The sequence below is a fragment of the Helicobacter trogontum genome (assembly GCF_000765905.2).
In the GTDB taxonomy this organism is placed as follows: Bacteria; Campylobacterota; Campylobacteria; order Campylobacterales; family Helicobacteraceae; genus Helicobacter_A; species Helicobacter_A trogontum.
Genome location: NZ_JRPL02000028.1, coordinates 1 through 22,644, shown reverse-complemented (window position 1 = coordinate 22,644; position 22,644 = coordinate 1). Strand labels below are relative to the sequence as shown.

The 22,644-nt window shown below is 34.0% G+C and carries 22 protein-coding genes; 17 read left to right on the top strand and 5 right to left on the bottom strand.

Annotated features, from left to right (window positions below; all coding sequences use genetic code 11):
• Nucleotides 1–466: 466 nt before the first annotated feature.
• Complete coding sequence (fliK, locus tag LS81_RS09145; RefSeq protein ID WP_104696524.1) at nt 467–2,320, bottom strand: flagellar hook-length control protein FliK; 1,854 nt, start codon at nt 2,318–2,320, stop codon at nt 467–469.
• Nucleotides 2,321–2,527: 207 nt separating this feature from the next.
• On the opposite strand from fliK, the gene LS81_RS09140 reads away from it, so the two are divergent.
• The gene (locus tag LS81_RS09140; protein ID WP_034345420.1) at nt 2,528–2,962 is read left to right on the top strand and encodes a hypothetical protein; all 435 of its coding nucleotides are present in this window, start codon (nt 2,528–2,530) and stop codon (nt 2,960–2,962) included.
• A gap of 226 nt (nt 2,963–3,188) precedes the next feature.
• Here the strand turns inward: LS81_RS09140 and LS81_RS09135 are convergent, their stop codons facing one another.
• Nucleotides 3,189–4,844, bottom strand: coding sequence for a methyl-accepting chemotaxis protein (locus tag LS81_RS09135; RefSeq protein ID WP_034345418.1), 1,656 nt, complete (start codon nt 4,842–4,844; stop codon nt 3,189–3,191).
• Between the two features lie 434 nt (nt 4,845–5,278).
• Between LS81_RS09135 and LS81_RS09130 the strand changes: the two genes are divergently transcribed.
• From LS81_RS09130 to LS81_RS09110, 5 genes are all read left to right on the top strand, one after another.
• On the top strand, nt 5,279–5,719 hold the full coding sequence (locus LS81_RS09130) for a hypothetical protein (RefSeq protein ID WP_034345416.1): 441 nt from the start codon (nt 5,279–5,281) through the stop codon (nt 5,717–5,719).
• A 1-nt stretch (nt 5,720) separates the two neighbouring features.
• Nucleotides 5,721–6,662, top strand: a complete 942-nt coding sequence (locus LS81_RS09125; protein WP_034345413.1) for an RsmE family RNA methyltransferase — start codon at nt 5,721–5,723, stop codon at nt 6,660–6,662.
• A 316-nt stretch (nt 6,663–6,978) separates the two neighbouring features.
• On the top strand, nt 6,979–7,641 hold the full coding sequence (locus LS81_RS09120) for a response regulator transcription factor (protein WP_034345410.1): 663 nt from the start codon (nt 6,979–6,981) through the stop codon (nt 7,639–7,641).
• An 88-nt stretch (nt 7,642–7,729) separates the two neighbouring features.
• A complete protein-coding gene (locus LS81_RS09115; RefSeq protein WP_034345407.1) occupies nt 7,730–7,993 on the top strand; it encodes an acylphosphatase in 264 nt (87 codons plus the stop codon).
• Entirely contained in the window at nt 7,993–9,489 is a 1,497-nt protein-coding gene (locus LS81_RS09110) for a Mur ligase family protein (protein WP_034345404.1), read from the top strand. The genes LS81_RS09115 and LS81_RS09110 overlap by 1 nt, the downstream gene beginning before the upstream one ends.
• 620 nt (nt 9,490–10,109) lie before the next feature.
• Here the strand turns inward: LS81_RS09110 and LS81_RS09105 are convergent.
• The 3 genes from LS81_RS09105 to thrC form a co-directional block, all read right to left on the bottom strand.
• On the bottom strand, nt 10,110–10,373 hold the full coding sequence (locus tag LS81_RS09105) for a ComEA family DNA-binding protein (RefSeq protein ID WP_034344223.1): 264 nt from the start codon (nt 10,371–10,373) through the stop codon (nt 10,110–10,112).
• 231 nt (nt 10,374–10,604) lie between these two features.
• The gene (locus tag LS81_RS09100; protein WP_034344222.1) at nt 10,605–11,747 is read right to left on the bottom strand and encodes an ABC transporter permease; all 1,143 of its coding nucleotides are present in this window, start codon (nt 11,745–11,747) and stop codon (nt 10,605–10,607) included.
• 141 nt (nt 11,748–11,888) lie between these two features.
• Nucleotides 11,889–13,397, bottom strand: a complete 1,509-nt coding sequence (gene thrC / locus LS81_RS09095) for a threonine synthase (RefSeq protein WP_034344219.1) — start codon at nt 13,395–13,397, stop codon at nt 11,889–11,891.
• Between the two features lie 942 nt (nt 13,398–14,339).
• Between thrC and LS81_RS09090 the strand changes: the two genes are divergently transcribed.
• From LS81_RS09090 to LS81_RS09040, 11 genes are all read left to right on the top strand, one after another.
• A complete protein-coding gene (locus LS81_RS09090; protein ID WP_034317597.1) occupies nt 14,340–14,654 on the top strand; it encodes a hypothetical protein in 315 nt (104 codons plus the stop codon).
• A gap of 27 nt (nt 14,655–14,681) precedes the next feature.
• On the top strand, nt 14,682–15,404 hold the full coding sequence (locus LS81_RS09085; protein ID WP_034344217.1) for an RNA polymerase sigma factor FliA: 723 nt from the start codon (nt 14,682–14,684) through the stop codon (nt 15,402–15,404).
• Nucleotides 15,397–16,467, top strand: coding sequence for a flagellar motor switch protein FliM (gene fliM / locus LS81_RS09080; protein ID WP_034317602.1), 1,071 nt, complete (start codon nt 15,397–15,399; stop codon nt 16,465–16,467). The genes LS81_RS09085 and fliM overlap by 8 nt, the downstream gene beginning before the upstream one ends.
• Nucleotides 16,460–17,296 (top strand): flagellar motor switch protein FliY, encoded by an 837-nt coding sequence (gene fliY / locus LS81_RS09075; RefSeq protein ID WP_034344215.1) that lies wholly within the window; start codon nt 16,460–16,462, stop codon nt 17,294–17,296. Before fliM ends, fliY begins: the two co-directional genes overlap by 8 nt.
• A gap of 396 nt (nt 17,297–17,692) precedes the next feature.
• Nucleotides 17,693–18,130 carry a hypothetical protein gene (locus tag LS81_RS11360; protein WP_161976761.1) on the top strand — a complete coding sequence of 146 codons (438 nt, stop codon included), beginning with the start codon at nt 17,693–17,695 and terminating at the stop codon, nt 18,128–18,130.
• Nucleotides 18,043–19,107, top strand: a complete 1,065-nt coding sequence (locus tag LS81_RS09065) for a DUF2972 domain-containing protein (protein ID WP_161976760.1) — start codon at nt 18,043–18,045, stop codon at nt 19,105–19,107. Before LS81_RS11360 ends, LS81_RS09065 begins: the two co-directional genes overlap by 88 nt.
• Nucleotides 19,108–19,344: 237 nt before the next feature.
• Nucleotides 19,345–19,560 carry a 2-hydroxymuconate tautomerase family protein gene (locus tag LS81_RS09060; protein ID WP_034317607.1) on the top strand — a complete coding sequence of 72 codons (216 nt, stop codon included), beginning with the start codon at nt 19,345–19,347 and terminating at the stop codon, nt 19,558–19,560.
• A 422-nt stretch (nt 19,561–19,982) separates the two neighbouring features.
• The gene (locus LS81_RS09055; RefSeq protein ID WP_034345623.1) at nt 19,983–20,636 is read left to right on the top strand and encodes an outer membrane beta-barrel protein; all 654 of its coding nucleotides are present in this window, start codon (nt 19,983–19,985) and stop codon (nt 20,634–20,636) included.
• Nucleotides 20,637–20,731: 95 nt separating this feature from the next.
• Complete coding sequence (locus tag LS81_RS09050; protein ID WP_034345625.1) at nt 20,732–21,388, top strand: outer membrane beta-barrel protein; 657 nt, start codon at nt 20,732–20,734, stop codon at nt 21,386–21,388.
• Nucleotides 21,389–21,429: 41 nt separating this feature from the next.
• Complete coding sequence (locus tag LS81_RS09045) at nt 21,430–22,071, top strand: outer membrane beta-barrel protein (protein ID WP_034345628.1); 642 nt, start codon at nt 21,430–21,432, stop codon at nt 22,069–22,071.
• 110 nt (nt 22,072–22,181) lie between these two features.
• Complete coding sequence (locus LS81_RS09040) at nt 22,182–22,475, top strand: POTRA domain-containing protein (protein WP_158659419.1); 294 nt, start codon at nt 22,182–22,184, stop codon at nt 22,473–22,475.
• Nucleotides 22,476–22,644 lie beyond the last annotated feature (169 nt).

Below are 22,644 nucleotides of genomic sequence, written 5' to 3'. Positions count from 1 at the left end.
CCGTATTACAAATCCAGAAAAATATAATAAACTTAAGCCCTTGTTTACATGTTATGATTTTATAAAAAGTATTGAGAAGGGTATAAGAAGGGTGTTTAAGCCACATAATAAGCAATGAAGAGTTCTGCTTTTGCTTATTCTTTTAATCTGTGGGACTTTATTTTGCCAAATTATATTTAAAAGAGGCTCATATGAAGGGTTTGATAAGATATTTTAACTTATCTCTACAACAATATTTTTTGCATACATGAAGGCAAAGCAGCAGGACTTATTGTTCTGGTGTATATATGATGAGTGTGTCGCTTGATTCTAAAATCTATTTGAGATTCTAATTTTTACACGGATGAATGGATTCTAATAAAATTTCATGCTTATGTGTTGTATGTTTTTGCACCACACAAGCTCACTACACTATGCAAACAAGCACTACTGCCTCTAGAAACAGATACATCAAAATATAGTTCTATTAAGCATATTGTGGCAATGTAACCTCGAGTGTTTGCGGAACATTGCCAAGTTGCGTTTGCGCTTCAGCTTCTTCAATGCTTTGAAGTTTTATGCCTCTCTCATTTTGATCTCTAGAATCGTTTTGCTCTGTATTACTACCTTGCCCATCATGAGTGCTAAAATTTAAATCAAGATTATTGAATCCTATCTGCATGAGATTTTGTCGCAATTCTTGTGCATTTTGTACAAACATTGTCATGACATTTGCATTTGACGTAATGCTTACCTGCAAGTCTTTACCCTTTTTGGATATAGTCATTGCTACTTGCCCAAGGTTTGCTGGATTAAGTTCTAAATTAATGCGTGTAATAGGCGGCTTGTAGTTTAGAATCTCTTCTTTAAATTGACTTGCAAAATGTCTCATTGTCTCCCTTGCCATCGCATTTTTTACGCTCACTTCTTGCTTTGTGTGTATGGAGCCCACCTCTTGTTTTGCATCAATTTTCTCTTTTGATGCCTCTTCGCTTTTTTTATCTGTTTTTGTTATAGCATCTGTTTCTTTTGTTTTAGAATCTGTCTTTAGATTCTCTGCAAATACCGCATCAAAAGGCTTCTGCACATCCATCTCAAAAGCTACATTTTTGGAATCTTTAATTTCTTTTGGATCTAGAAACTGCCCTTGTTGTGCCCAGCCTTGATAGGTTTTTTGCATCATAATGGAATCTTTTCCATTAGCAACTTTACTATTTTGTTGTGCTATATGCGCAGTGATTTTTGCCCTATTTACCTCAAGCAAATCTGCCAAATCTTCATCGCCTGTAATACCTTGCAATTCTTCTAAAAATTCTTGCTCCATAATTTCATTACGGACTTTGGAATCTGTGATGTTTTTTGGCTGTATGCGTGTGCGTTCGATCACCATAGACTTATCACCATCACCTATCTTAAATTGTATTTTTTCTATTTCATTTTGCATCTTTCTTTTTGCGTTTGCATTTGCATCATATCGATTCAATAGCTCTGCCAACAAGGCATCTTTTTTTGCCTGTTCTCCTATATCCTGCATGTTTGTTTTTGCAAGTGAAGTGCTTAGGGCTTGTCCCTTGTCTTGCAATGAAAGAGCAAGTCGCTCTTTATTGTCCTCAAGTAAACTTCTGTCCATTAAATCTTGTGGATTTATGGGGTTTTTCCTACCATTTTCTATGATCTCCATTTTCTGCAAGTTAAGATTTCTTGCTTGTGCCTCTTTTTTTACATCATTGAGACTTTTTAATTGGACTTCTTGTTTTTGTGCTGTGTCTTTAGCTTTAGATTCAGTAGATTTTACTTTACCTTTCTTTATTTGTGTTTCATCTATATTTTCATCACTTGATTGTGCGGAGTCTGCTGACAAGTCCGCTCTGCTTGCACCATCTTCTTTATTTTCCTCTTCAATTTTTGTGGGATTATTATTTTTTATTAGTTGAGAATCTTTGCTATTAGAATCTACTTTTTTTGTTTTTTCAGCTTCAGAATCTTTTACATTCTTTTTTTCTAGCTCTGTTTCGTTCAGCTCCTCTCCATTTACCTCATTATTATTTTCTTTTTTACTTTCTTTTAGTGCCTTGGCAAGTGTGGCTTGATCTTGCTTTTTGTTTGGCTTTGTTGTGAGTGGATTTGGCTCACTTTCTTTGGTTACATTTTTAGAATCCTTGGTTACTTTAGAATCTTGTTTTTGTGGAGCATCTGTTTTTACAGGTTTCTTTTGTTCTTTATGTGTAAGTGCTTCCGAAAATGAGAGTGTTGTGGTGTCTGCATCTGTTTGTTGCTTTGGACTATCTGTTGGTATTGTTTGAGCTTGAGTTATCCCAGAAACATTCATATCAGCGACCATAAAACACTCCTTAAATTTGTTTGGAAATATCAATCAATACAAGCAATTTTCATTCCTAAATATTATATCCCCAATATATTATGATATAATATTCACCCTAAAGTGATTGAATTATAAAAAAAATAACAAAAGTAATGCAAACATTTTATTTTATTGCATATAATTGCAAATGAGTAGCGAATATTTTGGTTAATGCAGGAGTAACTTATGAGTCAAAAAAAAGCTGATTTTTTAGTTGATTTGCCTATGGTGTTTTCAGTAGTGCGACCTGAAGAGCTTGTTGCAAGTGCAAATGAGTTTTATGGGACAAATATGATTTTACCAACACCTGGTAGCAGGTTTGATGCACGTACAGAACGAGGCGTTGTGCATGAGTTTCACCTTTATAAAATTACAATTAATAAACTAGATAAGGATGAGAGAAGTTTAAAAAATAATGTGAGCGGCTTTGAAACCTTTATGGAAAAAATAGGAATTTTTACAAATTTATATGAAATTATGACTTTTACAGAAACAATTACGATTTTTTCTAGTCTTGAAGAGGCTGATGTGTTTTTACGTGCATGTTTGCGCACTAATTCAAACCTAAAAACAAAGAGTGCATTTTTATGTACGGACACAGAGATAGAAGGATTAGATTAATTCAATACACCTCTACTTTATGGTAGTTTTATCATTCATGAAAGTTTAGGGATGGGCAGAGCTTGCAGACTAATATTTACATGCAACAGATAGGCTTTTATACTAACTTTATTTAAGATTTATAACTTCACACTTTAGTGTGTTTATCTTAGTATCTTAAATACTAAGATTTGCAATGCTTAATTATGCATACGCGTGGATTTTTGTATGCATTGTTATAGCTAGACTATATTTTAAAATATAACATATGTTGTTTTAATCCATCTGAGATTTGCTCAAGCTTACGGATGGTTTCATTGGTGTTTTGTAATGATTCTCCTGTGCTTACTGATAGGTTAGAGATATTTTGCATATCCTTAGCAATGCTTTCCATTGTTATTTCTTGTTGACCCGATGAGTGTGCAACTTCTTGGGCTTTTGTAAGAGAATCTTGAGCCTGTTCTTGGATTTGGCTAAGCAAAGAGACAGAATTGGAGATAAGCTCTTGTCCTTTTTCAATTTGTGGCACAATAACCTCAATAGATTCTACTGAAGTTTCAATACCTTGTTGGATTGATTGGATAATTTTTGCAATCTCATTTGTGCTATCTGCTGTGCGTTCAGCAAGTCGTCTTACCTCATCAGCAACAACGGCAAAGCCTCTACCATGCTCTCCTGCTCTTGCTGCTTCAATGGCTGCGTTTAATGCTAATAGGTTTGTCTGATCTGCGATTTCTGCAATAAGACTAGCGCTATTACTAATTTCAAGAGACTGCTGTTGCAAACCACGCATATTATTTGCCGAATCGTTAATAAGCATTGTCATTTTTCCAATTTCTTCTGCAGTTGTATTGACTACTTTTACACCCTCTAAGGATAGCTCCACATTTTTGCGTGCATTTTGTTCAGACAATCTTGCTGCATTAGAAATCTCGGAAATAGCCTCATTCATCTCATTGATTTTTGTTGCAATAACAGAAGAGCTTTGTGTCTGAATAGTTGAGGCTTGTTTGGCTTCGTTGGAAGTTTTAGCGACTTTATGCGTTGCTTCATTAATTTGATTTGAAGATTCTATAACCGCTTGTATAATATCTTTTAATCGCGTTTGCATGGTAGCAATAGAAGCAAGCATACTACCCTCACCCTTAAAGGTTACGCATTCTTGCAAATTGCCATTTGCGATTCGAGACACCGCACGAGATGCAAAGTATGGTTCACCACCAAGTGAATTTAGCAAACTACGCATAATATATGATGCGATTAACACCCCAAATAAAATACTTGCTCCAACTAGCACAAATAAAATAACTTTGAAGGAATCTACCGCGTTTCTTAACTCTTTTGTAAGAGCCCCATTTTTTGATTCTTCCAGATTAATAAATTCATTAATTTGTGCCAACCATGTTACAAAATACGGTGCGAGTGCCTGTAATTCTCTTTCTGCAGCTTCATTTTGCCCACGCTTTTTCATAGCAACAATTTCATTGATCATTGGCATAGCCTTCATGCGAGTTTGATGAATGGCGTTATAGATGCGTTGTTCTTCACTATCAAACATATTTTTTGCCACAAAATCTCTCTCCATGCCATCAGCGGCTTTTGTATAAAAGTCCTGCAAAGAGCTTATTTGTTTTTCCAGACTCGCGAGTGTCATGCTATCATTGCTATTTGTTAGGACAACATCCCTGATAGCAATAGATCGATCATGCACACTACCCCGAAAATCTATAGCATGTCTTTGTTTTAAAGCATTCACGTCATTGATTTGACGCAAACTTTTAATAATGTAATCCACATTGATAAGACTAATAACTGCAATAATACATGTAAAAAGAAGCAGCACTCCAAAGCCTATACCCAGCATAACGCTGACGCTCATTTTTTTCTTTTCTGTTGTTTCCATGATTACCTCCCCTGAATGTAAAACATTTTCATTTTTTTGTAAAATTTAAAATATGGTAAATGCCATATCGCATTGAACTGACCACGATATTTTAGCACTTATAAATAAATTTTATAGCCCGTGAAATAGATTTTATAAAAGTTTTAGCATTTAAAGTATGATTGAATCTGTGGGTATGTTAATACCTATTTTTAAAGCTATTTATTTAAAATTTCCTTATCTGTGTTGGAGTGATATTATTAAAAATAATAAAATTTTTTTATGACTATATTAGGTAATTTATAATTACAAATTTCTGTAAGTTATATGTCTTTACTCCTAGATAAAAAGAGAGTAAAGAGGTAAACTTATAATATTTAGTATTACATAGCTTATTAAGGCTTACTCGTTATAATAACGCTCTATTTTTAAAAATTTGACTTTAAAGGCTGTAAATGCAAGATTCTCTTCATACAATCATGCAAAATGATGCATATATGCAGGGTATATTTTTACATGAAATTTTTGCATGTTTATTTTTTATTCCTTATTTGTGGTATCTATTTATTTTATATCGTGCAAAAACATTTTTAGACATGAATAGACGAATTTATTTTGTCATGCCTATCACTATTGTTTTACTTGGTGTAGGTATTATTACGGGCGGTTTTCTTCTTGCTATGCGAAGCTTTATTTTTGATGTGCGTATTGTGGTGATGATAGTTGTTTTAATGCTCTTTCTTGCAGGAGAAATATATCGCATGAAAACTTTGAAAAAAGCACGAACAAGTAAAGCTAGTATGCAAGTCTACAGACGCACATGTAAGATAATGTATATAGCTTTTATGATCATCTTTGTGTGCACTATAGCCTTTATTAAAGCATATAGGGGTTAATATGCAGTTTTTTTACCATAAAGATTCTGGAGCAGAATCTATTATTTTAGATCCCAAAGATGCACACTATTTGTTTCATGTTCGCCGTTTTAAGCAGGGCTCAACCTTACTTACCTCAAATCTTGCTGATATGCAACTTTACAACTACAAGCATGAACGAAAAAATACTTTTAAACTTGTAGCCTTGCATAGTAAGGCATCTCAACCAAAAGCTTATGCACACATTATACTTGCAATGATTGACTTAAAGGATATCTATGATATATTGCCTACTTTAAACGCCCTAAATGTCTCTTCACTACAACTTTTTTATGCAGACTTTTCTCAAAAAAATCGCAAGATTGATATGCAAAAAGCACAAAAAATAGTGCAGTATTCATGTATGCAATGTGGACGTATGCAGCCTATGGAAATTGCAGTGCATAAGGATTTGGAATCTGTTTGTAAAGCTTTTCCAAATGCTGCAGTCATTGATTTTTTACCTACAGAAGCGATAGATAAGAGTTTTATGGACACAGATATTTATCCTAATTTAAATGGACAACAAATTCACACGATACAAGATAATTCCAAGGAATTGCACTCTAAGGCCTGTAAACATTTAAACTTAACACAATTTCTAGATCCCAACACTTATCATAGTGGGTGCGACAAGCCACCTAAAGATCTAGATTCTAATCAGAGCTTATCTTCTTTGGAAGTTAAAGATGGTGGGAATCTTGTGCAAAATACTTTAAAATACACACGACAAACTTTTGAGAATCTTACACAACAAGAACGGCAAAATATCTCTAAAGGTGGGATCATTATTGGTTGTGAGGGTGGATTTAGTCATAATGAGCGTATGTTTTTACACTCAACACGAAAGGTGTATCCTTTGCAAACTCCCTTTATTCTCACTGCTCATCTTGTCAGCACATATATCGCAGGTCTTTGCGTGTGAAATACGCAGTAAAAAATGTCAAGTTTTTGTTAAAAATATATTGTATATCTCATTTTTTTATAGACTTTTATGTTAGAAAACATTATAATACGCCTTTATTTTAACTTGTTATAGATCGTGTGGCGTGTGGTGATTTCATGCGGTTAGGGTTACCACGATTTTGGCGTTTGAGCGTGTGGGATTATATTTATTTTCTAAGCATTAGACTGAAAATAGATATAATGTAGAAGTGGAGGGTATTGTGTCGCGATGCGAGATGAATATAGAAAGTATATAATCCATAGCTTTTTCAAGCCGTATTCTATAAGGAAAAGCAATGCCGAAAGTTCTTATTATAGATAACGATACAAATTTACAAAAATCCTTGCATGGTAGTCTTTGTCAAGCTGGCTTTGAGACATTATGTATTACTGATATTTCTGTGATTTTGGATAAAATCATGCAAGATGACATTGATGCTGTGATATTGGAGCTTTTAAATCATGAGATAGATGGTTTTGAGTTGTGTAAAAGAATTAGAAATCACACACAAATACCAATCATTATTTCATCAAGTCTCACACATATAAGTGATAAAGTTCGTGCGTTTGAGCTTGGCATAGATGATTATATGACAAAGCCCTATGAAGCCATAGAGCTAATAGCAAGGATAAAGGCTTTATTGCGAAGGATTGAACCACGAAAAAGAGTTTTTGGTGCGTTAAATATTGATGCCAAAAGACGCACAATAAAGCTTTATAATGAGAGTATTGAGTTGACTAATACTGAATTTGATATTTTGCTTTTTTTGGTAGATAATCGTTTGCAACCTGTAAGTAGAGAGCGAATTGCTCATACAATTAATGCAATCCATGATGATACTGGGTTACGCAGCATTGATACACATATTAGGAATTTGCGTAATAAGCTTGGTGATTCTGCAAAAGAACCAAAGTTTATTCAGTCTGTATGGGGTATAGGTTATAAATTCTGTCTTTAGATTCCAGTGCCATTTAGATTGGACGCAGAGTATGATGTACAATAAATAGTAGTATGAGATTCTATAATTTTATGTAAAGGTTTAAAAAATGAGACATTACAAAATTACAGCAAAAGGTAAGGTTCAAGGTGTAGGATTTAGAAATTTTACTAAGGCATATGCAGATTCTAAAGGTTATACAGGCAGTGTTCAAAACCTTGCCAATGGATATGTTGAAATATTTGTTAGCCTTGAGGATTTGGGTGATTTTTTGGAAGCCTTACAAAAGGGCAATGGCAGAATGAATGCGAGTTCATTTGAGGTGGAACATTTGCCATCACTAAAGCTCTCAAGCTTTGAGGTATTGCGTTAATGAATCTTTTTTTATCGCTTTTTGATATTGTTACTTATATTTTATTTATATTTGCGTTAACCTACTATTTGGCAACAACACTGCAATGGTATAACTACAGCTTTTTACGAATTCTTACAAAGCATCATAAGAGCATATGGCACTTCTACTATTTTGTAGTGCCGCTTCTTATGTATATTGCATTATCAATGATTTATCGCGGTATGCTTTTTTATGGATATTTTTATTTAATGTATTTGCCAATCCTCTTTATTTGGTATAAGAGTCTTGATAAAAAGCTTGTATGGACGCAAAGAATTAAGCGTTTGTTTGCAATTGTTTTACTGTTTACTATCATTAGTGTGTGTTTATCTGTATTGAGCACATTTGATATTATGCATACGCATATATGGGCTGCATTACCACTTGTTTTTGGTTTTTTATTTGCAAATATATGTGAAATGTTGATATTTAGAATCTATGCAAAAAGAGCATATAACAAGTTGCAACAACTCCAAAACTTAAAAATCATTGCCATCACGGGAAGTTATGGCAAAACAAGTATAAAGAATTTTATCGCACAAATCTTGCAACAGCAATTTAATGTATATGCAACACCACGCAGTGTAAATACTTACAAGGGTTTGGTAGCAGACATCAATCAAAATATTAATGCAACGCATGAAATATATGTAGCAGAAGCAGGAGCACGTCAAGTTGGTGATATTAAAGAAATCGCAGATTTGCTACAACATCATTATGCAGTTATCGGTAAAATCGGGCATGCACATATAGAGTATTTCAGAAACATTGAGGCAACAATAAAGACAAAATTTGAGATGCTTTATTCAACACGACTTTTATGTGCTTTTGTGCAAAATGAGAATAACTATCCAGAGACGATATTGCCACAATTTGCAGCAAATATGGACAAGATTGTATCCTATCCACCAAAGATTAAAGACATAGAATCTACACTTGAGAAAACATCTTTTAGTTTAGAGCTAGATTCTGTCTTTATCCCTTTCACGTGTAGGATACTAGGGAGGTTTAATATCGATAATATCTCGGTAGCTATCATGATTGCAAAAAAGCTTGGCATGGATATAAAAGCTTTGCAAACCGCGGTATCAAAGCTTACACCAATTCCTCATAGATTACAGCGGATAGACACACCGCAAAAAGTGATTATTGATGATAGCTTTAATGGGAATCTTGAGGGTATGAGTGAGGCAATTCGCCTTGCATCACTGCATGATGGCAGAAAAGTTATTGTAACGCCTGGTTTAGTAGAACATGATGAGGTAAGCAATATTTCATTGGCACAACAGATTGACAAAGTGTTTGATCTTGTGATTATCACAGGAGATTTAAATGCAAAAGTCCTTGATACACATATTACAACACCACAAAAAATCATACTTAAAGACAAAACGAGATTGGAAGAGGTTTTAATACAACATGGTATGCAAAATGATTTGGTGTTATTTGCAAATGACGCACCAAACTATATTTAATATCATCTTGATATTTATATAACTAGGTGTAAGTCAAGATGTCAAGCATATTTTCCACTATGATTGTTGCGCGTGAATGAGGGTTTTAAGATTCGCTCTGTATTGACAGGAGAGTTTAGGTCAAACAGAAAAATCAAAACATCAGAATCTTAAAGTCTTTATATGAGCCCCATATTTAGAATCTCTAGCACAATAAAAGCAAGAATTGTCTTATAAAAATTTGTATAAACAAGTAATTTTGTAAATTTCTTTTTTTATGATACAGCTTAAAATATTTAAATCCTTGCGATACTTTATGAATCTATTCAAAAAAGAGGTGCAGAACATTACTTGCTTGTGAAGTATTAATCGTGAATGAAGCAAGTAGTTTTGGGTTAGATTTAATCTTAATATTTCTCCCACGAAGCCCCTTTTTTCTCTTTAAGCATGTTGAACACAATCATCATAAATGGGGTATGCATTAGACTAAGAAGTTTTAATTAACCCTTACATATTGTAAGAAAGAATATAAACATATCTATATACATTACATTGCATGTATTCTACACTTACCTATGAGCACAATATACATCAGGCATTACACAATAATCATTGCGGATTAGCCCTATAGACACCAACAACTACTTCCTTGTTGTTTGCACTTGGTTTGTGACTACAATATCTTTCTTAATCTTATCAAAGATTGCTTGTCCTATACCTTTTACTTGTTTAATATCTTCAATCTTTTTAAATCTAGTTTTTGTGCGATATTCAATGATTGCTTTTGCTTTTGCTTCACCTATACCATTTAAAGTCATAAGTTCTTTTTGACTTGCAGTATTAATATTTACTGCTGCAAAAAGAAAGCTAGAGAATATAACAAATAAAAACAAAAGTCTTTTCATATAAAACTCCCAAGTAAGATTCAACAATATTAAAAAACATTAAAACTAAGACAACATGTCTTATCCCAAACAATACAATAACATAAAAATCCTATATTGTATTGTTTCATACCTATGTGTCTTATATTTTTATTTTGTGTGTGTAGAAATGTGAGATGTTTGTATTATATAGAGCAAATAATGCTTAACAATAGATATAAATACCAAAAAAGTTATGTATATCCTAAACAATCAGTGTCGTTTCAACTTTTTCTTAAGTCGAATATAGCTTAGTGTAAAACATACGCAAAAAATTAGAGCTAGTGCATAAAAGTTTGGCATAATATTATGCAAACTATCGCCCATTTGATTGAGCCTTATGAATCCATTAATGCCATGATATGCTGGGATAATTTGCACTAACCACTGCAATATCTGTGGCAATAACATAACAGGATAAATAAAGCCCATCATAAACACAAGTGGTAATGACGATATGAGTATAATTTGTGTTGGTAGTGCACTATCATGTATAAAGGTGCTAAGAAACATGCCAAATGCAACACAGCTTGCAATAAACATTAACCCAAAGAACCAAAAATCAAAAGGGTTTGCAGTCGTATGAATCCCATAAATCTTAAAAAACACACCAAAATAAAGCAAAAAGAGCACAACATAAATACCGCTAAACACAATAACTCTAGCCCACAGAACATAACCTAAAGGTGCAGTATTAAAGTAATGTGCCTCATGATTATCATGTGCTTTATTTTGGCTTGCTCCTTGTATCATCACACCTACAAGAAGCGTTTGATGTAAAATAAAGACTAAAATAGCTGCTAGGGCATAATTGATATATCCCACAGAGGGATTGAAAAGTGCAATGGAATCAAATTTTACAAGTGTAGTATCATCACCAATATTAATTTCACCAGTTAGTGCTTTTGTGCGTTTTTTGATTTCATTACTCCAATAGTTTCCCACCTCATTCAACCCTTCAATAATAGTGCCATATATCAAAAAATAAGACGCATTTGCACGATATAAAAGGGTAGTTGGTACGCCTTTATACATATTGGCTTCAAACCCTTTAGGAATGCTTAATTGTCCATAAACCTCACTTCGCTCAAGCATGTCTTTTGCTGTATTCAATGAATGGACAACATGTTCTACATCTAGGTTTTCACTCGCATTTACAAGGAAGATGAAATCTTTTGAAAGCTTTGTGTTGTCTAAGTCAAGGACAACAATCTTTTGTTTGCGTACCACATCAGCATAATAGGGTGTAGGGTATAAGAACGCATAGAGTAGTGATCCTGCAAATACTACAAAAACAATTGTGATATTGCTAAATACTGCTTTTAATTCCTTGCCAATCACTTCCAAAAAAGTCATTTTCTACCTTATTAGTCTTCCTTGATTAGGTGTAAGTCGCCATTTAATTTACTTTTAAACCATGCTGCTTTGCCACTTTATAAGCCTTAGGTTTCTAAAATATATGACTAGAATCTAAACCTTAGGTAAAGCAACAAATAGCTACAACCATGAAAGGACGGAATCTTCTATATCTTTTGCATTGTAGATTTGCGTGTGTAATTCTTTTTTGCTAAAGAGATCTAGAATACTAGAATCTATTTGTAAGCCATTTTGAGTTATGTTACGCTCTCTTAAAAGCATAAAGATTTGATCTAGTGCCTCTTTATCACCTAATCCTTTCAGCATAGCCTCATCTGTGCTACACAATGCTTTGCATACAACTTTTGCAAACTTAGCAAAATGGGCTGTTGAGACAATTACTTGCGGTATATTTGTGTTTAATGTTTTGTTTCGATGTTGTGCGAATAAATATGCATTGCTTGTGTGTGGATCAAGCACATAGCCTTTTTCAAATGCCATTTTGATGCCCTGTAAGCATTCATCATCACTAAAACTCTTTGCTTCAAATACATCTTGAAAAAGCGATAATTCATCAGCGTTGAGTTTAAAATATTGCGTCTCATCGAGTGCTTGCATACACTCCTTTGTTCTTGTTGCACCAAAATAGGCAAATAAAAGTCGTTCAATATTTGAACTCTTTAAGATATCCATAGCAGGAGAATAAGAGAGTTTTAATTTTTTGTCTCGTATATCATAAACACCTGTTGTAAAAAATTCTGTCAAAATATCATTAGGGTTTGAAGCTATACATATTTTGGTGATAGGTAGCCCCATTTTTTTTGCAAAGAATGCTCCTAGTGCATTACCAAAATTACCGCTTGGAATAATCACACTAAATTCATGTAATTTTTTCTTCGCTAATTCTTTTCCAATAATGAAATAATAGACTATTTGAAATGCTATACGTGCAATATTGACAGAGTTTGCAGCACTCAAGGCATAACCTTTTTTTGCCACCAACTCCCTAAATCTTTCACTTTTTAAGAGAGATTTTAATGTGCTTTGGGCAAGATCAAAATCGCCCTTTATGCCATATATCTTTAAGTTTTTTGCATCCTGTGTTGTCATTTGTAGTCGTTGCACATCACTTGTGCCGCCTTGAGGGTAAATGCAAATAGCTTTAATATTATCTTTATTTGCAAAACCACTTAATGTCGCAGGTCCAGTATCGCCGCTTGTGGCACTAAGAATTAAATATTTTTCATTTTTCTGCTTAGCAATAGCGGACAACAAAGCCGAAAAAGGTTGCAATGCCATATCCTTAAACGCATATGTTGGTCCATGATAAAGCTCCAATGAATATAAATTTTGTTCTATTTCTACAAGTGGGGCAATATCTTTTGTGCGGAATGTTTCATAACTTTTTAGGACAGATTCTAGAAGTTCGGACGGAATATCAATGCCTAAATGTGCAAAGACTTTTTCACACACCTTGTTATAGGGAAGAGTATAAAGCTTCTCTAGATCTGCTAAAGGCTCTATATTATGAAATGTATAAAGTCCGCCATATTCTGCATTTGGATCAAGCATTGCCTGAATAAATGTCTTGTTTGTATCATTGTTGCTTCTTGTCTGTGCGAGTATTTTTATGTTATCTTGTGTTTGCATGGTTTCCCTCTGTGCTCTATTAAGGTGTTGTGTGTTTGTAAAATTCTATAAAGCAGAATTATAACGAAAGTTTTTTGGTTTCATAAAACAAACAAAGAGTATTATTTGACCCATATATATAGACAATGGCTGTTGTGTTTGGATTAACATATTGTATCTTTAGCACTACATTGCAATGAATACTCTTTAGCGGCATTAAATCGCGTAAGAACCTGATTGTATGACTTAGCAAAAATAATTACTACAGATACATCCCATTATTACATAGTATTGAATCATGTTTATATGTGTTTTATGTGCGGTAAATACTTTAATTCTGTCAATATGTATGGCTTAGATTAAAATACATCATGTTGTTTTGCCTAATACTGGGTTTTAATTTTGAGTATTTATGAATAAATTTAGATTCCTCTGTTTGTGGGAGATATGACTGATTTTTTAGCATATCGCATTGAATAACTATAATTCTTACAAATATATCCTCTTATAAATAAGATCGCAAACCCAACTTGCAAGAATCTTTGTAGGCTGCATAAATCTTTCAAACAGCAAAAACCTACCCTAGAATCCATGATTTTTATGTTTTATGTTTTTTATGCAAGGTTTAAGGTAAGATAGCCTTTCTTTAACCACCATTTATCAAGATATGAAATAAAGCTTTCTAAGATATATATCTTCAAATGCCGCTTACATTCCTATTTGTTGCAGACTTGATGCTATTGTTAATTTTTTATGTTTTATGATTAAGATTCTATAGGGTTGGAATTTGTGGATATATAAATATGAGATAGAATGTTTTTTGATTATGCGGCTAGGCTGTGATATTTTCATTTTTGAGATATAATACACGCTTATGGAACAAATTGTGCTTTAGTTATGGTGTTGTGGTGGCTTCTTTATGGTTTGGCTATCTAACAATGACAGAGATTCAAAGGATTGAGTATGTTGAAGCAAGAGAACTATTTGAGTTTTGCTATTGTAGTAGGTTTTTTTCTTGGCTTGATGTTTGGTATAGCGAAGTTTGATGAGCCAGAGCTCATGATACTTTGGACAATACTTGCTACAATGGGGATTTATCTTATTGTGACGGTATGTATTTCTGCATATTATTTATTTATGGATTCTCATGGCACAAAACTTCACAAAGAACGTTTAGAAGAAAGCCTTGAGTATTATCGTAAAGAGTTTGATAGAAAAGAACAAGAAGCACAAAATATTCGCAACTTTATTAAAGGGTTGCAAGGCTCAGAAAAGTAAAGCAAGAATAATAAAAAAGGATAGAGTATGCAACAAGCTTTTAGTGCGGCAGCAAGAGGTCAGGATGCGTATAATCAGTATTTAAAAAATACGCAAGATGAGCTTGCTTTGCAATACTTGCCTGCAGTTAAAGCTATGGCATTTCGTTTGAAAGAGAGACTGCCAAGCTCTGTTGATATGAATGACTTGGTTTCAATTGGAACTGAAGAGCTTATCAAACTTGCTAGACGATATGATTCTAATAAAAACGACTCTTTTTGGGGTTATGCAAAGACGCGTGTTAATGGTGCAATGCTTGATTATCTAAGAACGCTTGATATCGTTTCTAGAGCATCAAGAAAGCTTATTAAAGCGATCGAGGCAGAAGTTTCGCGTTACTTTAATGAATTTGAAGAAGAGCCTAGTAATGAATATCTTGCAAAGGTATTAAATGAAGATATTGAAAAAATCCATCAAGCAAGACTTGCAAGTGACATCTATGCGGTTGTTCCACTTGATGAGCAGTTTAATGCGCTAGAAGATGGCGATATTTTACAATATTGTGAGCAAAAAGAGCTAATGGAGATTATCCAAAAAGTATTAGCAAAACTTACAGAGAGAGAGCAGTTTATTATCCAGCTTTATTATTTAGAAGAGTTAAGTTTAAGTGAGATCAGTGAAATTTTAGACATTACAGAATCTAGGATTTCGCAAATCTCAAAGGAAGTAATCAAAAAAATCCGCAGAGAGATAGGAGAAGCAAATGGCTAAGATTCTAAGTCAAGAAGAAATTGACTCCCTTTTGAATGTTGTCGATGAAGAGGGTGCAGTCGATGAGGCGGAACAATCAGAGATAGTTGCTGAGAAACAGATTGTTGTTTATGACTTTAGACGTCCTAATCGTGTGAGCAGGGAGCAACTAAGAAGTTTTAGATCTATTCATGATAAAATGGCAAGAAATCTTTCTAACCAGATTTCAGCGATTATGCGTTCTATCGTTGAAATTCAATTGCATAGTGTAGATCAAATGACTTATGGTGAGTTTTTGATGAGTTTGCCTACACCTACAAGCTTCAATGTATTTTCCATGAAGCCTATGGATGGTGCAGGTGTTTTGGAAATCAACCCAAGCATTGCCTTTCCTATGATTGATAGACTCTTAGGTGGTCGTGGCGATCAATATGATGATACAAGGGAATTTTCCAATATTGAGCTAAACTTGCTTGATACGATTTTGCGTCAAATTATGCAAAACTTAAAGGAATCTTGGGCGGCAGTTGCAGAGATTTTTCCAAGTATTGATGCAAAGGAATCAAGTCCAAATGTTGTGCAAATTGTGGCGCAAAATGAAGTTGTCGTTATGGTTGTTATGGAGATTGTAATTGGTCATAGTAGCGGCATGATGAATATTTGTTACCCTGTTATCTCGCTTGAAACAATTCTTAGTCGTTTAGCAAGTCGCGATTTAATGATGAGTGAAACAAGTGGGAAGAAATCACGAAATAGGGAGTTACAAGCATTAATCGGTGGTGCGGATGTGCATATTGCTGCAATGTTGGGAGGAACCCAATTAAGCTTTAAAGAAATCTTAGAGCTTAAGGTTGGTGATGTCATTATGCTTGATAGGGTAGCTGATGATACCGTGCATGTAAGCATTGATGGTAGGGATAAATATCGTGCAAAAATCGGCTTACAAAGGTTTAGAAAAACAATACAGATTCTAGATGAGATTAAAACAGAAAAAGATCAAGTCAAAGAGATGATTGAAATGCTTGAAGCGCAAAGAAAGAGCAAAGTAACAGACCTACAAGATGAAGGATTTGGCAATGAATGATTTTATTGAACTTTTTATACAAGAGATGGTAGCTACCATTGATGGCATGATGGGAAGAACCGCGGTTGTTACGCATACTGGGGATACAGAGGTAAATGATGGTTTGCTTAGCACACCATTTGGAAAAGTTGTAGTGGATGTATCGCTTGGGGCTTCACAAGTGAGCGCACTTTGCTTTATTATGCCAGAAAATCTTGCTACTGCTTTGCCTGACTTGATGATGGGTGGAGAAGGCGATACAGGCAAGGAAGTGATGGATGATGATGACAAGGATGGCTTAAAAGAGGTGTTTCAGTCTATTACAGGTGCACTTGCTACTGCACTTGGTGGGCATGAAAAATTACCACATTTTTCCTTTTCAATAGCTGATGTGAGTAACGTTGGGAGTGGGGGCAGCTTAAGTGACTTTGATACTGCGAGTCGCTTTGATGTAACTATAGATTCTGTAAAGTCAGAACTTATAATGCTTGCAAAAAATGATCTTTTAACGCATGTCCCAAAAGACTTAAAAGCACCAAGCAGCTCTGCTGGAACAAACAAGGATGTAAGTCTAAGCGATAAAGAAATGCGAAATATTGGTATGTTGCTAGATATTGGGCTTAGCGTAAAGGTTCGCATCGGGCAGAAACGAATGCTTTTGAAAGATGTTATTTCAATGGATATTGGTAGCGTTGTAGAGCTAAACCAACTTGCAAGCGATCCATTGGAAATCTTAGTAAATGATAAGATTATAGGAAAAGGCGAGGTTGTTGTTGTGGATGGTAACTTTGCTATACAGATCACAGAGATTGGCACAAAAAAAGAACGATTAGAGAGTTTGAGGGGTTAATGACTTAATGACTTTAAGTTTTAGCTACGAAGTTATTAATCTAAGGGTTTAGCAGAAGCTATTCGTGTTTGCAGAGATCATATTGCTTGAAATGGAAGCATTATGGTAGTGCTTTGGTAATTTAATTTATTCAAAGAAGCATGTATTAAAGGTTTTTAGATGGGATTAAGAGATTCTAGGACTATAAAATTGTTGAGAGAACAGGGGATAAAGCCTTTTGTGTCACATTGCGTACGGAAAAGCATAAGAATACTGAATAAAAAATCTGTTTTTTTGCTTTTGAACTTTTATCCAAAGTTTGTTTTAAGCAAATCTCAATATAAAACCTTTAGGTCAGTATATCAGCATTTCGAGGAAAATTACAAGAATATTATTCTTATAAGTCCACTATTTTTTATGAATCACATCAAAAAACATATTATCTGGTTAGAATCTCAAGAGTTTAAAAATGAGTATGGTGGTGTTGAGTATTTGGTAGACATTCATACGCAAACTTTAGGTGAAAATACAACCACGCATAATGGTGTGACTACCTTTCCAAATCATATTGGTCGGTTTGGTGCAGATTGCCACGACTTAGATTCTAGGTTTACAGATAGTTTAATAGACACATATACCTATCCATTTTATCCACCATTACTGGAACCAGCCAATACGGATTACTCTACCATAGATTCCAAGATTGCACTAGAGTTGCGTTTGCCACCAAAAATGGTGGGGGGGGGGGGTCGTATAAGTTCGTGTTTGTGCGTTATAGCCTATCAGGTAGCCTTGCATTGCAACAATTTTTTGAGCGATGCGATATATACCCATGCACATATGATGATTTCTTAAATAACAACGCTAATCTATATCAAAATATCTACTTTGACATACAACACTTTCACGCGTATGAAACTCAAGAGGATAATAAGAGGCTGTATTGTGTAAGTCCAAAAGATCCTGTTATTATACTTGTAAGGGATCCTATATCGCGTCTCAAAACACTTGTGAATCATGGTTGGTATATAAAGCATACACACAATTTTGACCATAACTTTACCATGCAGGAAGATCCATATGATGTTGTTAATAGAAAGGGTTATCATAACGAACACTATGTATTTACTTCCAATATGCCTTTTGTTACAAATGGTTTGCTAGAGTTCTTCTTTTCCACATGGTCATTTGATTACAATTCTGTTGTATCTAAATTGTCTTTGCACCACAATATAACTTACATTGATATGCATGAGATTATGCCAGATAATGCTTTTGACACTATGACTAAACTTGCTAAAGAGTTTGATTTTGCATTGCCTAGTATGGACGATAAGGAATTCTATCGTACAAGAAGATTTGGCGTGACATCATATATTTTGCCTTTGACTTGTATTATTCATACCCATGATGGACAGACGCTCTCATTGCATATCACATCCTCACGTATAATGAAAGGAATTGCATTAAACATCAACAATTTTCTATTTAATGATAAGCACCCACTATTAGACCAAGTTGCCTTTAGTATGAGCAGGGAAGATCTACAAGCCTTACAAGAAGATAGGGAAACATTAGACAAGGTAAAGGTATATATGGTTAAATTCTTAGATGAGCTGAAGAAGCGCATAGATTATATACAAAGAAACAATAAGCATGAAAATGACATATTGGAAATCTTTAGGGGCGATAGAGAGCTATGTAGGGAATTCAAGACTATGCTCGACCGAGAGCTTAGCCACATAAAAGCACATAGACCAGATATCGTCTCTTCATGGAAGTATTATCAAGAGTTTGAGAGGATATGCGTGGAAGACCATAGGATTGGTTAGTGCATTTTTATAATTAATAAAAATCTTTTATAATTATCAAGACTTATCCAATAAGCAAAAATTCTAAAAACAACCCTTACTCAAACCAATAACAAGCAATCCCATATTATATAACCTGTTGATAACAACTTTTTCTAACTTATATTCTTGAAAAAGCAGATTCTAATTTGTTGCATAAAAAATTTGAAAATGATGTTAGAATACAGCGAATCAAAGAGTTTAAATTAAGGAAATATCATGCCTTTTGTTAATATTAGAATCACAAAAGAAAAAGGTGAACCCACAATCAAGCAAAAGCAAGAATTGATTGAAGGTGTTACAGAATTGCTTGCTCGAGTTTTAAATAAAAATAAGGCTTCTACCGTTGTGATTATTGATGAGATTGATACAGATAATTATGGCTTGGGTGGGAAAACTATCACAGAGGTAAGAAAAGAGCAAAATAACAATTAATTTTATCTTACAATCAAGTTATTTAGTCAAGCCAAATGAAGGGCGATTATTTATCAGCAAATCCAGATACCAATTAACTTCATAAAAGATATATCTAAGTAATCACATAAAAACTTAGTGTATTACTAAAAAGAAAATACTAAAAGATTCTATGAGTAAATACTCAACACTCACATGTTTGCTTGAGAAAGCATTGTAACTAGAAATGTCATATATTGTCATTATGTATATTTTATTGATATTTTAGTTACAAAAATGCTATATGTAAAAAATAAAATAGGTTACAAAAATAAAATAAATGACAAAATCGCATAAAAAATAATTTTTATGCTACAACAATCCGATTTGTTAACTTTCTATTAAGAAAATTTAAATTTGACTTTAACAAAGAACGAGCACAAAACGATTAAAAAGGCAAACATATGAAAAACTTTCTTAAGCTAATTCTTATTAGCCCTATTCTCTTTGCAAGCTTGGTTAAAGCACAAATGTTTATAGGTATCGATATGGGTTATGATAAGGGTGCATTGACTGATAAAAGTGGTGCTGCTAGTGCAGCTTATGGCATTAACGTGGATCCCAATCGAGAAACCCATGCTTTTGTTATGGGTGGTAGTGTAGGTTTTGAACACATCTTCAATAAGTTCATAGGCACAAGAACATTTATAACTACTCTTTTTGGCTCACCCACTTCTAACGATGGTTTGGCTTATCAGGTCTTCACCGCAGAATTCAATACTGATTATGTTGCAAGGTTTATTGAAATGGATAATCTTGCGTTTGGTGCATTTTTTGGTACTGGATTTGGATCGTATGTGCTTAACAAACGATCTCAGAGGTTTTCTGAAGTTCCTTCTATGAGTGTTCAATTTTATTTAAGATTGGGTATAACAACAAAGATCAAAGATAGGCACATTTTTGATCTTACTACACAGCTTCCTATCGTAGGATATCGCTTTGGTCGAGAGAGTTGGGATGTTCACTATATTGATACAGGTTTTCAACAAATAGTTAAGACGCCCATATTAGCATACACTGCCGTTCGTGTAATGATAAGCTATAGATTTATACTATGAGCACCAACCTATATCAATAACAATGTTGAAAGTTGCTATTCATATAGATTGGGATTCAATCTATGAGTTTTTAATTTTATTTTAAAGGAAATATCATGAAAAAAATTCTTGCATTAGGTGTAATTAGCTTTAGCTTAAGCACAGCATTGGCGGAGGCAAAGTTCTTCTTAGGTGTTGATGCTGGTGTTTCAATAACAAATGGATTTCATGGCACTGATAATGGTGCAGCTTGGGGTAGTGGTGCTTTTTATGGTCAGGGTCAAAATTTCCAAAATTGGCTTGTTGGTATAAATCTTGGGACAGAACATTTATTTGTTGATGATCTTGTTGGTTTTAGATGGTTTCTTGGTGTAAATTATGGACAAATGTATAAACCAAATGCTATAACTGTATTTATTATGAATGATATAATCAATGTGGATAATTGGAGTATTTTTGAGGTTCAACTTGGTGTAGATGCTCTTGTGAATTTCATTGCTCTTGATGGCATATCATTTGGTGCGTTTGCGGGTATTGCTGGAAATACAAGTATTTTTAAACCCGATATGTTTAAGGTAGTAGCAGCTCAAGAGGATTTATTTGGGTTTTCAGGTGCAGGAGTTGTAGGGCGACTTGGTTTAACAATGGGAATTGGGGAGCATAATAGAATTGATTTTACCACTGTTATTCCTATTGTTACAATAGATATAGGTAAGGATGGAGCAGCATATGATCCTATATCGTTCATGCTTGGCTACAAGGTGTTGTTTTAAAGCTAGCCTATGAGTTTTTAATTTTATTTTAAGGAAATATTATGAAAAAAATTCTTGCATTAGGTGTAATTAGCTTTAGCTTAAGCACAGCATTGATGGAGGCAAAAACTTTTGTTGGTATTGATGTGGGGTATGATAGAAGTGCTTTTTCTATTAGAAATGGTATTGCAAGTGCACCCTATGAGTCGTCAATTGGAACCACTAATGGTTGGGTTGTAAATGCAAGTTTAGGTGGCGAATGGTTGTTTACTGAATTTGTTGGATTAAGAACATTTTTAGGTATTGGCTATGGACAGACATACATTCAAAGACTGGCATTTCATACCTTAAATGTAGATTTAAATCTTGATCTTCTTGTTAATTTCTTAAACACAGGCGATATATCATTAGGGGCATTTGTTGGTGCTGGAGCTGGGATTAATTCTGCTTTGCAACACTTTATGTTTGAAGGTTTTTTACTGGGTGGAAACCTGGCTAGTTATGGTAGAATTGGTGTGACGATGGGATTTCTTGAAAATCATAGATTTGATTTAACTGCACAGCTTCCTATTACAACGACGAGTGTTATAGGTGCCAATGCAACATCATTCACTCCTGAACAAATACAAGCACTTATAGACAGCGGGGTTGTTGGGGCACACAATCCAATTCGCATAACACTTGGCTATAAATTCATATTTTAGAATCTGTAATAATATGTAAAACAAGAATACTGGATAGATGAATTGTGTTTTATAAAGGATTTGAACATTTTATAAAAGTAAAGTTTTTTCTTTTGTATTTGCTTGCATATATGCAATTAGTTGCAGCAAAGTCAAATCCGTGTTTTCCTATCCACACAATTTCTTTTGCTTCACTTGATAGCTACCTGTATCACACCGATGAAGAGGTGGAGCTTATTTATTCTACCTTTCCTTTTATTAACACACAGATAAAACCTTATCTTAATCAATGTATGAATGCCCAAGACATTACTACACTTCTAAAGTCTCTTAATGATTCTGTCATTAAAAAAGGTTATTTGACAACTCGTTTTGGGATTGGTAAGCAGGATTTAAGCACAGGAGAGCTTAAGATAAAAGTGTAATGGCAATACCACAATACTCCCTAAAACATTACAGAATCTATATTACGCTCTTTAATCTTCTTCTTATTCACCCCCCCCCCCTTCATTAATTACACTCTAGGGTGTTATAAACATTGCACTATATCAATAATGTAATTATGTATAGGGTCATGAGGTTTAGTATCTTTTT

Excerpts from the sequence above, each read along its gene's own strand:
- fliY (WP_034344215.1), top strand. The coding sequence starts at position 16,460 with ATGAATGATTTTATTGAACTTTTTATACAAGAGATGGTAGCTACCATT.
- fliM (WP_034317602.1), top strand. The coding sequence starts at position 15,397 with ATGGCTAAGATTCTAAGTCAAGAAGAAATTGACTCCCTTTTGAATGTT.
- LS81_RS09040 (WP_158659419.1), top strand. The coding sequence starts at position 22,182 with ATGCAATTAGTTGCAGCAAAGTCAAATCCGTGTTTTCCTATCCACACA.
- fliK (WP_104696524.1), bottom strand. The coding sequence starts at position 2,320 with ATGGTCGCTGATATGAATGTTTCTGGGATAACTCAAGCTCAAACAATA.
- LS81_RS09120 (WP_034345410.1), top strand. The coding sequence starts at position 6,979 with ATGCCGAAAGTTCTTATTATAGATAACGATACAAATTTACAAAAATCC.
- LS81_RS09125 (WP_034345413.1), top strand. The coding sequence starts at position 5,721 with ATGCAGTTTTTTTACCATAAAGATTCTGGAGCAGAATCTATTATTTTA.
- LS81_RS09110 (WP_034345404.1), top strand. The coding sequence starts at position 7,993 with ATGAATCTTTTTTTATCGCTTTTTGATATTGTTACTTATATTTTATTT.
- LS81_RS09130 (WP_034345416.1), top strand. The coding sequence starts at position 5,279 with ATGCAAGATTCTCTTCATACAATCATGCAAAATGATGCATATATGCAG.
- LS81_RS09140 (WP_034345420.1), top strand. The coding sequence starts at position 2,528 with ATGAGTCAAAAAAAAGCTGATTTTTTAGTTGATTTGCCTATGGTGTTT.
- LS81_RS09100 (WP_034344222.1), bottom strand. The coding sequence starts at position 11,747 with ATGACTTTTTTGGAAGTGATTGGCAAGGAATTAAAAGCAGTATTTAGC.
- thrC (WP_034344219.1), bottom strand. The coding sequence starts at position 13,397 with ATGCAAACACAAGATAACATAAAAATACTCGCACAGACAAGAAGCAAC.
- LS81_RS09050 (WP_034345625.1), top strand. The coding sequence starts at position 20,732 with ATGAAAAAAATTCTTGCATTAGGTGTAATTAGCTTTAGCTTAAGCACA.
- LS81_RS09085 (WP_034344217.1), top strand. The coding sequence starts at position 14,682 with ATGCAACAAGCTTTTAGTGCGGCAGCAAGAGGTCAGGATGCGTATAAT.
- LS81_RS09045 (WP_034345628.1), top strand. The coding sequence starts at position 21,430 with ATGAAAAAAATTCTTGCATTAGGTGTAATTAGCTTTAGCTTAAGCACA.
- LS81_RS11360 (WP_161976761.1), top strand. The coding sequence starts at position 17,693 with ATGAATCACATCAAAAAACATATTATCTGGTTAGAATCTCAAGAGTTT.
- LS81_RS09135 (WP_034345418.1), bottom strand. The coding sequence starts at position 4,844 with ATGGAAACAACAGAAAAGAAAAAAATGAGCGTCAGCGTTATGCTGGGT.
- LS81_RS09055 (WP_034345623.1), top strand. The coding sequence starts at position 19,983 with ATGAAAAACTTTCTTAAGCTAATTCTTATTAGCCCTATTCTCTTTGCA.
- LS81_RS09090 (WP_034317597.1), top strand. The coding sequence starts at position 14,340 with ATGTTGAAGCAAGAGAACTATTTGAGTTTTGCTATTGTAGTAGGTTTT.
- LS81_RS09060 (WP_034317607.1), top strand. The coding sequence starts at position 19,345 with ATGCCTTTTGTTAATATTAGAATCACAAAAGAAAAAGGTGAACCCACA.
- LS81_RS09115 (WP_034345407.1), top strand. The coding sequence starts at position 7,730 with ATGAGACATTACAAAATTACAGCAAAAGGTAAGGTTCAAGGTGTAGGA.
- LS81_RS09105 (WP_034344223.1), bottom strand. The coding sequence starts at position 10,373 with ATGAAAAGACTTTTGTTTTTATTTGTTATATTCTCTAGCTTTCTTTTT.